This is a genomic window from Neptuniibacter marinus, assembly GCF_001597725.1.
Lineage (GTDB): Bacteria > Pseudomonadota > Gammaproteobacteria > Pseudomonadales > Balneatricaceae > Neptuniibacter > Neptuniibacter marinus.
On sequence record NZ_LUTR01000038.1, the window covers coordinates 1 to 8,453 of the forward strand.

Genomic DNA, 8,453 nt, shown 5'->3' on the forward strand with positions numbered 1-8,453 from the left:
TCTGACTGACACCTACGCCTATACAACACCATGACCGAACTTCCCGACAACATCCTTCACCTGCCGCAATACCAAGTACTGGGCTGCAAATCAACCGACGACGAAATGCACTTCCAGGTGGACGTGCCCGATCCCATCGCCTGCGAGGAATGCGGCGTGCAGGGTGAGTTCGTACGGTTCGGCAAGCGTGACGTTCCCTATCGTGATCTGCCCATCCACGGCAAGCGGGTCACTCTCTGGGTGGTCCGCCGCCGATACACCTGCCGGGCCTGCAAGACAACATTCAGGCCCCAGCTACCGGAGATGGTGGACGGATTCCGTATGACACTGCGGCTGCATGAGTACGTGGAGAAGGAATCCTTCAACCACCCCTACACCTTTGTGGCGGCACAGACCGGTCTGGACGAGAAGACGGTGCGCGACATCTTCAACGCCCGCGCCGAGTTCCTGGGGCGCTGGCACCGCTTCGAGACGCCCCGCATCCTGGGCATTGACGAGCTATACCTGAACAAGCGCTACCGCTGCATTCTGACCAACATTGAGGAGCGAACCCTGCTCGACCTGCTGGCCACCCGCCGCCAGGACGTGGTGACCAACTACCTGATGAAGCTGAAAGACCGGCAGAAGGTCGAGATCGTCAGCATGGACATGTGGAACCCCTACCGGGCAGCGGTCAAGGCTGTGCTGCCCCAGGCCCGTATCGTGGTCGATAAGTTCCATGTGGTGCGCATGGCCAACGATGCCCTAGAGAGAGTGCGCAAGGGCCTCAGAAAGGAGCTGAAACCGTCCCAGAGCCGGACTCTCAAGGGAGACCGGAAAATCCTGCTGAAACGCGCTCACGAAGTCTCAGACCGGGAGCGCCTCATCATGGAGACCTGGACAGGCGCGTTCCCGCAACTGCTGGCCGCCTACGAGCACAAGGAGCGCTTCTACGGCATCTGGGACGCCACCACACGGCTCCAGGCAGAAGCCGCCCTGGACGAGTGGATAGCCACCATCCCGAAGGGCCAAAAGGAAGTCTGGAGCGATCTGGTCAGGGCAGTGGGAAACTGGCGCGAAGAGACCATGACCCACTTCGAGACGGACATGCCCGTCACCAACGCTTACACGGAGTCCATCAACCGACTGGCCAAGGACAAGAACCGTGAAGGGCGCGGTTACTCCTTCGAGGTGATGCGGGCACGAATGCTCTACACCACGAAGCACAAGAAGAAGGCACCGACTGCGAAGGTCTCTCCTTTCTACAAGAAAACCATCGGTTACGGACTGCCGGACTTCGCAGAGGAATTCAACTACGGAGTCGATCTATCAACCATCTGAGGGTGGTATCAGATTGATGGGGTGAAGGTGCCCCATCAACCATTAAATCCGTATACCCCAGAAAAGAAGAGCTTACTCACTATAGATAATCAGAAACAGAAACGACTCTTGCCTGTAATGCCGCATGCATTAATTCAAGATCTGTTTTCACCTCAAGCTTACTTTTAATAATGTAATAAGCGTTTGAAACTGTTTTAACGCTAATAGATAAGGTTTCGGCAATATCTGCCTTGGTTTTCCCTTCGACTAACATACGAAGAATCTCGTACTCTCGAGTGGACAGCTTATTCACTATCGCTGACTTGCCATGCAAACTATCCATCGCTATAGCTCTTGCTATATCTTCGCTAATAGCTAACCTTCCGTTTACAACATCCATTACCGCTTGAACCAGTTCTGCCGGCGCACTACTTTTCGTAATATACCCTTTAGCCCCCGCCTCAATGACTTTTTTCGCCATAGAAGGATTCTGATGCATACTAAACACCAATACTTTAGCTTTAGGATCTAACTGACGAATTTGAATCAAAGTTGCTAACCCCCCTTTCCCTGGCAGGGATAGGTCAAGGATTAACAGATCTGGCTTATGCTGACGGTAAAGCACATAAGCATCTTCACCACTTTCAGCTTCTGCAATAATATTTAAGCTCGGCTGTTTATTTAATAAAGATCGATAACCTTCACGCACAATTGCATGGTCATCGACCAATAAAATATTAATGAGTCCCATCGGCCACCTCATATCCGAGCACAGGTATAATCGCCTCAACCTTCAAGCCACCAAGAGCAGAACGCGCAAAGTTAACCTCACCATTTAACGCATTAACACGCTCTTTGACACCTAATAAACCATTACCCGGTTTCAGCAATGTTTCGGCGCGGGTTAAATTCCCATTGTCCTCGATCTGCAATAATAACTGCTCCCTCCCTGAATAAGGGCAACAGAGAAATACCTCAACACGTGACGCTGACGCATGCTTTACCACATTTGTCAGACTTTCCTGTACGATTCTCAATAAATTGACCGCTATAGCCGCAGGTATTTCATCACACCGCCCCTCGGTCACCACATGACAATCCACCTCTTGATGCTTAGTGTTCCACTCATCAATCATAGAGCTGAGATTTTCCATCAATCCCAGTTCATCCAAATCCGCAGGGCGTAATTTAAACAGCAAGGTCTTAACCAATCCCATCATCTGTTGGGCAATCTCTGTGATTTGAGACACTTTAGGTAGAAGTGAGGGACAATGATCCTTAGCCTCGCCCTCCATGTAATAAGCGATGGCTCTTAAACCAGTTAAGGACTGACCTAATTCATCATGTAACTCTCGGCAAAGATGCCGCCGCTCCTCCTCTTGCAGATGCAGTAACTTCATCGATAATTGCTTTCGTTCCTCAAAAGTTTCCTGCAATGTGGATGCCATCGCATTAATACTTTGAGCCGTGTCCTGCCACTCTTTAACCCTTAAATCTGGTAACCGAACCGAGAGATCCCCCGCCTGTATTTTACCTAAAGCAGCGGTCGTCAAATGTACAGGCTTCAGTACCCATCCTAATGTAATATAAAGCAAGATACATAAGGTCATAACCGTAATAACGGACATCTCCATTAAGTTGCTCATATCTCGCCACGCTCGGTGCAGCATTACTAAAAAGCTGGGTGTAACATTAATCCGACCTTTAACTTCCTCGTTAAACACTACATCACGTTGGCTGCCCTGCTCAGTCCCAAACTGATAGAGATAAAGAGTTTTAAACCACGCAGGCCAAATCTCTTCTGAAACATCCCCTTTGCATAAACTGCGTTCAAGCCGTCCCTCTAACGTTTCATACTGAATGCAAAAACCTGAAATACTACTATTACTATTCTGCCAAAGAAAAAAATCGGGAAAGTCGGTAGGACGTTGCATTAGGTTATGTGCTTTTAAAAGTTGCCACTCTAACTGCTGTTTAACCGAGTTAGCAATTTGGGCGGCCTGATCTTGCGCCTCTTTGTTCGATTGGTACAAGGCTACAACCGCCGATACACTCATCGCCACTGAACCGGTGAAGATAACGAGTAACATCAACAATGTATTAAGCTTGATCGGTCGCATAGTAAGCACTTTATAAGTTATTAAGAATTCATTCTAAAAAAACCATCGACTTAATGTATCGGGCTATATACCCGACCCTCTTAGTCAATTTGGCTGTGACATGACAACAAGATCCAAGCTAACGTACCACCACTGCCCCCATGACAATGCTAAAGCTGAAGTCGTGGTTAACTATAATAAGAGGATAAGTCATGAGCCCGCAATACATTGAAGATGTTGTTGAATGGAACCAATTTGGTGATTTAGAGCACTTTCGTTACTCAATTCTCCACATCGACGAAGAACAGCAGCGCGCAGAAATCCTATTTAAATTTGAACCCCATAAGCCGATCATTCTTCATCGTCATAATTCACTGAATAAATTGTTAGTCCTTAAAGGAGAACATCACATCTATGATGCTGATGGTACGCTGTCGGAGGTACGAGCAACAGGAAGCTACACTGTTGCACAACCATCCGATGCTCCTCATGCTGAATGTGGTGGTGACGGAGGCACTATTATCTTGTTCAGTATTTTTGATAACACCTCCGGCGGCACTCTATACGACCTAATGGATCCAGAACAAAATATAGTAGGCACTCTATCTATGTCTGACTTAGTTGCCATTTATACCGCCTAACTCTCCCTTTAAAGTAAGGTTTTTGGTATTGGGCGAAAAGGGGGTGGCCCAAAAACGGTCACCTCTTCTCTCTTACTACCGACCAAAAGCCAGCTAATAACAGACGCGCTCTCCCTATCACTTTTGATCATCTTATATATCCGCTACCATATAACCAAAACCACCACTCATTATTAAATTCACTCATAAGTAAATAGTGAATTACGGAGAAAATCGATGCGATCTATCTCGATTATCTGCCTTCTTGTACTTAGTTTGTTACTTCCCACCGCTAAGGCGGAAGAGATTAGCGTCGCAGTAGCCTCTAACTTTACAGCACCGATGAAAGAGATAGCCTCTTTATTTGAGCAATCCACCGGCCATAAAGTACGCTTATCTTTTGGATCCTCCGGTAAGTTTTATGCGCAAATAAAACATGGTGCCCCATTCCAAGTCTTTTTTTCCGCCGATCAAAAAAAACCTGAACAACTTGAACGGGATAGGCTTATAGCACCCTCTAGCCGTTTTACTTACGCAAGAGGTAGCCTTGCGCTTTGGTCATCGCAGAAAGGCTTTGTTAAAGGAAATGCGGAACGGTTGAAACAGCTCCAATTTAACAAACTGGCACTCGCAAACCCGAAACTGGCTCCTTACGGAGTAGCAGCCATAGAAGTGCTAGAACGGCTCTCATTAATTGAAGCAACTCAAAATAAATGGGTACAAGGTGAGAACATTGCCCAGACATATCAATTTGTCAGCACTGGAAATGCTGAACTAGGCTTTGTAGCCCTCTCTCAAATATTAAAAGATGGAAAATTAAAAACCGGGTCTAGTTGGGTTATTCCTGAAAATTTATATAATCCAATCAAACAGGATGTAGTGTTATTATTACGCGGAGAAAATAGTCCTGCTGCCCAAGCACTCCTCAGTTTCATCAAAGAGCCGCAAGTAAAACAGATCATGACATCTTATGGTTATAAACCTTTAGCAGCTAATCCATGAGTTTTTCGGAAGCGGACTTAGCGGCCATTTGGCTAACATTGCGTCTAGCGACAACGGTTACCTTGTTACTGTTAATAATAGGCACGCCTATCGCTTGGTGGCTAGCTCGAACAAGTTCGGTCTGGAAAGCACCTATAGCAGCTATAGTTGCCCTACCTCTGATACTGCCGCCCACTGTACTTGGTTTCTACCTTCTCATAGCGATGGGCCCTCATGGTTTCTTTGGCCAATTTACTCAGAGCCTAGGCTTAGGTACGCTGCCCTTTACTTTCTGGGGACTTGTCATCGCCTCTGTATTTTATTCTATGCCTTTTGTTGTACAGCCGATCCAGAACGCGATGGAAGCTATAGGAGAACGTCCTTTAGAGGTTGCTGCCACGCTGAGAGCAGGCCCTTTTGATCGCTTTTTTACCGTTGTTCTACCGCTAGCAAAGCCTGGGTTTATAACCGCATCGATTCTTGGTTTCGCACATACAGTGGGAGAGTTTGGCATTATATTAATGATAGGTGGCAATATTCCGGGAGAGACCCGCGTCATATCTGTACAGATATATGATCATGTCGAGGCACTGGAGTTTATGCAGGCACATGCCCTGTCTGGCGCTATGCTTATTTTCTCTTTCTCGGTACTTTTAGCGCTGTATTGGCTCCAGCGTAAACAAAAAGTTTCGCTTTTAAACTAGATGAGGCCTCTTATCTATGCAATCTGATATCAGTAACAACCATATACAGGCCTCATTCCAGTTAAAGCACCCTGAAGCTCAGGATAACAGCTTTATTCTGGATATAGATCTGACTTTGCCTAGTCAGGGGGTAACAGTGATCTTTGGCCCATCAGGTTCAGGCAAAACCACACTACTACGCTGTATTGCAGGCTTAGAGGAACCAGATAAGGGGCAGCTCAGCATTAATGGAGAGATATGGCAAAATGCTTCACTATCTATGCCGACCCACAAACGCCCTTTAGGATATGTCTTTCAGGAATCAAGCCTCTTCCCGCATCTAACCGCACTCGGCAATCTCAACTATGCTCGCAAGCGAGCAGGCAAAAAAGCCTCTAATCAATTGTATGATCACGCCATTGATATTATGGGGATCCACGATATTTTACACCGTTACCCACAACAACTATCTGGCGGTGAACGGCAGCGTGTCGCTATCGCCCGAGCCTTGCTAATCAACCCTCTATTACTGCTGATGGATGAGCCGCTTGCCTCTTTAGATAAACAGCGCAAACAAGAGATTATCCCCTATTTGGAACGTCTAGGCTCTAGCTTAGAGATCCCTATTATTTACGTCAGCCATTCTATGGATGAGGTCTCTCGTTTAGCAGACCATGTTGTGGTTCTAAAGCAAGGTAAGGTCAGCGCACAAGGGGGGCTCACCGAAGTTTTTTCACAAATCGATCTACCTTTAGATTATGGTGATGATACTGGTGTAGTTCTTCAAGGCCATGTAATTGAACGTGACCGGAAATGGCACTTGGCTCGCATTGCATTTTCCGATGGTGAGCTTTGGGTAAGAGACCGAGGAGATGAACTCAATCAAGCGGTAAGAGTTCGGGTACTCGCACGGGATGTTAGTCTAACCTTAACACCCGATAATGACTCAAGCATCCTTAATCGATTAGCCGTTACTGTAGATGAAATAGCAGCCGACACTGATGAGGCAATGGCATTAATACGCTTAAAAACAGGGAGCGAGTACCTTATAGCGCGTTTAACCTGTAAATCCATTGACCGCCTCCAATTGGAGCCGGGCAAAAAGCTATGGGCACAAATAAAATCTGTCGCACTAATCAGTTAGCCAAAAAAAAGGCTTAGTAATGAGTACTAAGCCTTTTCGAGAGAGTTTGCAGCGTTTTTATAAATTAGCGATAAACATCACTGACACATAACCTAATGTGTACGCCAGCAGCAGCCAATGAATAAAACGTAGGTAAGTAATGAAAGAGACCTCTTCCAGTTTACTCAGCGCGATAACACCGGCGGCGGAGCCAATAATCAAGATAGAGCCACCAACACCTACAGCATAAGTGAGCCCCAGCCATTCAGCAGTGCTCATGCTAATACCTGATTTCAAAATAGCCGCAGTTAATGGAACGTTATCCACTAACGCCGACAATATACCAACAACAAAGTTAGCCAAATAAGTGGGTAAAATATCGTAAAGCTGTAACAAAAACTCCAAGACAGAAAGCTCTTTAAGCATCCCCACCAGCAGCAATACCCCTAAGAAAAACAGCAAGGTATCAAACTCGATCTCTCGCACAGACTCTAAGATATCAGGTGATTTCTCACTACGATGGAACAAACGATGAGAGATAAACATCACCGATAATCCGAACAGGAAGGTCAATACTGGCGGTACAGAAAACGCAACACTCATAAAGAGAGTGCTAAAAATAGTCAAAAGGAATAGAACCGCGATTAACTTATCAACTGTTGCAATTGGGCGCTTAAACTTCGGTAATGTAACCTCTTCGTTTGTCCCCCACATAAGTAACAAAGCTAAAGAGATAACACCCGCACAAGCTGGACCAATTAAAAGGAATAGGTCAGTGATATCGACCTTCCCTGCCAAGAAGATCATTAAGGTAGTTACATCCCCCGTAATCAAGGAAACACCTCCGGAGTTCACCGCGAAGACAATCAGCGTGGCAAACTTAAGTGTTTGTTTCTTATCCAACTTAAGTGAGGTTAATAACGAGAGCATGATCAAAGATGCAGTGATGTTATCCGCTAAAGAGGAGAACATAAGCCCCATTAGGGCCATTAAGATCATCAACGTTCGCAGCGTCAATTTAGTGGGGAGTAACCGATAAACTAACTGAGTAATCAACCCCTGCTGGTTCAAGTACGCAACAAATGTCATTGCCGCCATTAAAAACAGCCACAATGTCGCTATATCTAAAAGGTTTTCATTTAACCCCTCTTTGATATGTGCAACGCTATGCTCTGGGAAAACAAAAGCTAATATCCAAACCAACGTGCCAATAAACAGAGTCGATTTAGCTTTATTTAGGTGAATAAGGTCTTCAATAATAATTAAGACGAAAGCGAGACCAATAAGGCTCAGAAGTAAAACGTGCATCTTTAGTTCCCGATTTGAACTAAGTGGAAAAAAGGTACACAATTATCCCTGCATTCCTACCATAAATAAATTGATAGTTGGAGCTGACCCAAAAGAAGCATAAAAAAAACCTACTTAATATGGAAATTAAATAGGTTTACTTAAAAGTTAACTCATTATCTATAGTGCTTGAACAAAAGGCTTCCGCTTAAAAGAAGACCAAAGGTAAAACAGAAAAAACCATACCCGACATCTCTAGATTACCGCTAGGCATGACCTTTAGTTGTAGTAGCTCAGACTTGATCTGACAGTTACCCGTTTTTTATCTGGTGTCTGTCAGTTTAGATCTGGGCTAAATTCT

Annotated in this window: 8 protein-coding genes; 5 read left to right on the top strand and 3 right to left on the bottom strand. The window is 45.6% G+C overall.

What is annotated here, in order from left to right:
- Positions 1-30 precede the first annotated feature (30 nt).
- The gene (locus A3774_RS15820; protein ID WP_067869954.1) at positions 31-1,320 is read left to right on the top strand and encodes an ISL3-like element ISPpu12 family transposase; all 1,290 of its coding nucleotides are present in this window, start codon (positions 31-33) and stop codon (positions 1,318-1,320) included.
- Between the two features lie 79 nt (positions 1,321-1,399).
- Here the strand turns inward: A3774_RS15820 and A3774_RS15825 are convergent, their stop codons facing one another.
- Both A3774_RS15825 and A3774_RS15830 read right to left on the bottom strand, forming a co-directional pair.
- The gene (locus A3774_RS15825) at positions 1,400-2,050 is read right to left on the bottom strand and encodes a response regulator (RefSeq protein WP_067869957.1); all 651 of its coding nucleotides are present in this window, start codon (positions 2,048-2,050) and stop codon (positions 1,400-1,402) included.
- Positions 2,037-3,419 carry a histidine kinase gene (locus A3774_RS15830; RefSeq protein ID WP_067869960.1) on the bottom strand — a complete coding sequence of 461 codons (1,383 nt, stop codon included), beginning with the start codon at positions 3,417-3,419 and terminating at the stop codon, positions 2,037-2,039. The genes A3774_RS15825 and A3774_RS15830 overlap by 14 nt, the downstream gene beginning before the upstream one ends.
- Positions 3,420-3,610: 191 nt before the next feature.
- Between A3774_RS15830 and A3774_RS15835 the strand changes: the two genes are divergently transcribed.
- The 4 genes from A3774_RS15835 to modC all read left to right on the top strand — a co-directional run bounded on the left by A3774_RS15835 (position 3,611) and on the right by modC (position 6,826).
- On the top strand, positions 3,611-4,039 hold the full coding sequence (locus A3774_RS15835; RefSeq protein WP_067869963.1) for a cupin domain-containing protein: 429 nt from the start codon (positions 3,611-3,613) through the stop codon (positions 4,037-4,039).
- 216 nt (positions 4,040-4,255) lie between these two features.
- Positions 4,256-5,020: a molybdate ABC transporter substrate-binding protein gene (gene modA / locus A3774_RS15840; RefSeq protein WP_067869966.1), complete on the top strand. Its 765-nt coding sequence runs from the start codon at positions 4,256-4,258 to the stop codon at positions 5,018-5,020.
- Positions 5,017-5,703 carry a molybdate ABC transporter permease subunit gene (gene modB / locus A3774_RS15845; protein ID WP_067869969.1) on the top strand — a complete coding sequence of 229 codons (687 nt, stop codon included), beginning with the start codon at positions 5,017-5,019 and terminating at the stop codon, positions 5,701-5,703. Before modA ends, modB begins: the two co-directional genes overlap by 4 nt.
- A gap of 16 nt (positions 5,704-5,719) precedes the next feature.
- Entirely contained in the window at positions 5,720-6,826 is a 1,107-nt protein-coding gene (gene modC, locus A3774_RS15850) for a molybdenum ABC transporter ATP-binding protein (RefSeq protein WP_067869973.1), read from the top strand.
- Positions 6,827-6,883: 57 nt separating this feature from the next.
- Here the strand turns inward: modC and nhaD are convergent, their stop codons facing one another.
- Positions 6,884-8,113 (bottom strand): sodium:proton antiporter NhaD, encoded by a 1,230-nt coding sequence (gene nhaD, locus A3774_RS15855; protein ID WP_067869976.1) that lies wholly within the window; start codon positions 8,111-8,113, stop codon positions 6,884-6,886.
- Positions 8,114-8,453: the final 340 nt, after the last annotated feature.